Genomic DNA, 1811 nt, shown 5'->3' with positions numbered 1-1811 from the left:
GCCTTACGGTGGAGCTGTGCGTAGATGTGATCAAGAGACAGCGGCCAGGGCCTCGACGGCGTAGGCGCGAACCAGGTCACGCGCCGCCTCCGCGTCCCAGCGGCCCCGTCCCAGCACCGCCTGCAGCCGGTGCGGCCGGGCCTCGCCCGCGCGTTCCGCCAGCAGCCAACCCGTTTTGCGTTCGAGCCCGGACAGCAGTCCGTCGAGATAGTGCCCGATCGACTCCCGCAATTCGCGTCGCCGCACGGCCAGCCCAAGCCGATCCTTCAGCGTCGCAAGCTCCCGCTCCCACGCCAACAGCGATCCAGACCATGCCGCCACAGACATCACCCAGCCTCCGCTCCCGCAGGCGCCAAGTGGATCACCTCAGCTGATAATCCGCAACTGTAGTACTAGGTATGATAACGTCCTTTCAGATTGTGGAATCGAGACACCAGAGGCAGGATCGGGCCCCGAAGCGTACCCGCAGCCACTCGCCGCTTGAGTAACCCAACATGATGGGTTATGTGTAGCTATGGTCACCGTGCTGCGCGCCGAGGGTCTGCGCGTCATCATCTACGCCAACGACCACACGCCGGCTCACGTGCACGTCTTCGGTGACGGCGAGGCCAAGATCGACCTAGCCGGACCCGAAGGCACGCCGGTCCTGCTCTGGGCCGACGGCATGTCGCGCGGTGAGGTACGCCGCGCCGTGCGCCTCGTGACCGAGCAGCAGGCGTTCCTGCGGCAGCGATGGGAGGACATCCATGGGTGACCTGACCGACACGCAGATCGATGCGACCCTGGCTCGTGGCCAGGAGGCCCGGCAGCGCGAGCCCCGCGCCGCGACCGCCCGCTACGACCGCCAGGCAAGACGGGTGATCGTCGAGTTGACCAACGGCTGCACCTTCGCCTTTCCGCCAGGACTAGCGCAGGGACTGGAAGGAGCGAGCGACGACCAGCTCGCTCAGGTCGAGGTGCTGGGATCCGGCTCCGGCCTGCACTGGGAGGCGCTGGACGCCGACCTCTCCATCCCGGGCCTGCTGGCGGGTCTCTTCGGCACCCGCGCCCATATGGCCCGGCAGGCAGGTCGGGCGACCTCGCCGGCCAAGGCTGCTGCCGCCCGGGCGAACGGCAGTAAGGGTGGACGACCGCGCCGCGCGGCGGGCACCTGAGCGGCATGACCTTCCCGACCGGGCCACGCTTCGTGGCTTACTATCGTGTCTCGATTGACAAGCAGGGACGCTCGGGACTGGGGCTGGAGGCTCAGCGCCAAGCTGTGGCCCGCCACGCGGCCGGCTGCGGCGGATCCGTCGTTGCCGCCTTCGAGGAGGTCGAGAGCGGCAGGAAGGGGGACCGCCCCCAGCTCGCCCTGGCCATGGCCGAGTGCCGCCTGCGCCGCTGCACCCTGCTCATCGCCAAGCTCGACCGCCTCGCCCGCGATGCTCACTTCCTGCTTGGCCTGGAAAAGGCCGGCATCGAGTTCCTCGCCTCCGACATGCCGTGCGCCAACCGCCTCACCATCGGCGTCATGACCCTCGTCGCAGAGGAAGAGGCCCGTGCTACCTCCGCCCGCACCAAGGCGGCTCTCGCGGCGGCTAAGGCCCGTGGCGTGCGGCTCGGCAACCCACGGCTCTGTCCGGGGGACACGGCGACTGCGGCCGATGCCCGCGCAGTGTGGTCGGGGCAGGCCGCCCGGCGTGCGGCGGAGGTACTGCCCTACTTTGAGGCGGCGCGGCGAGCCGGGGCGACGACGCTCCAGCAGCTCGCGGACGCGCTCACCGCCCGCGGCGTGCGAACGCCGCGGGGAGGGGCGGAGTGGCGACCCTGGC

At 70.0% G+C, this 1811-nt stretch carries 3 protein-coding genes and 1 pseudogene; 3 read left to right on the top strand and 1 reads right to left on the bottom strand.

Going from position 1 to position 1811, the window contains the following annotated elements:
* Window positions 1-42: 42 nt before the first annotated feature.
* Window positions 43-213, bottom strand: a pseudogene (locus tag ROTAS13_RS28340) (IS701 family transposase); the annotation flags it as partial.
* 301 nt (window positions 214-514) lie between these two features.
* On the opposite strand from ROTAS13_RS28340, the gene ROTAS13_RS23985 reads away from it, so the two are divergent.
* The 3 genes from ROTAS13_RS23985 to ROTAS13_RS23975 form a co-directional block, all read left to right on the top strand.
* A complete protein-coding gene (locus tag ROTAS13_RS23985; RefSeq protein WP_075823621.1) occupies window positions 515-754 on the top strand; it encodes a DUF4160 domain-containing protein in 240 nt (79 codons plus the stop codon).
* Window positions 747-1154, top strand: a complete 408-nt coding sequence (locus ROTAS13_RS23980; protein ID WP_075823620.1) for a DUF2442 domain-containing protein — start codon at window positions 747-749, stop codon at window positions 1152-1154. The genes ROTAS13_RS23985 and ROTAS13_RS23980 overlap by 8 nt, the downstream gene beginning before the upstream one ends.
* Before the next feature lie 32 nt (window positions 1155-1186).
* On the top strand, window positions 1187-1811 hold a 625-nt coding region (locus tag ROTAS13_RS23975), incomplete at its 3' end, for a recombinase family protein (protein WP_253187759.1).

Source organism: Roseomonas sp. TAS13 (assembly GCF_001950415.1).
Classification (GTDB): Bacteria; Pseudomonadota; Alphaproteobacteria; order Acetobacterales; family Acetobacteraceae; genus Roseomonas; species Roseomonas mucosa.
This window is presented reverse-complemented; position numbering and strand designations above follow the sequence as displayed.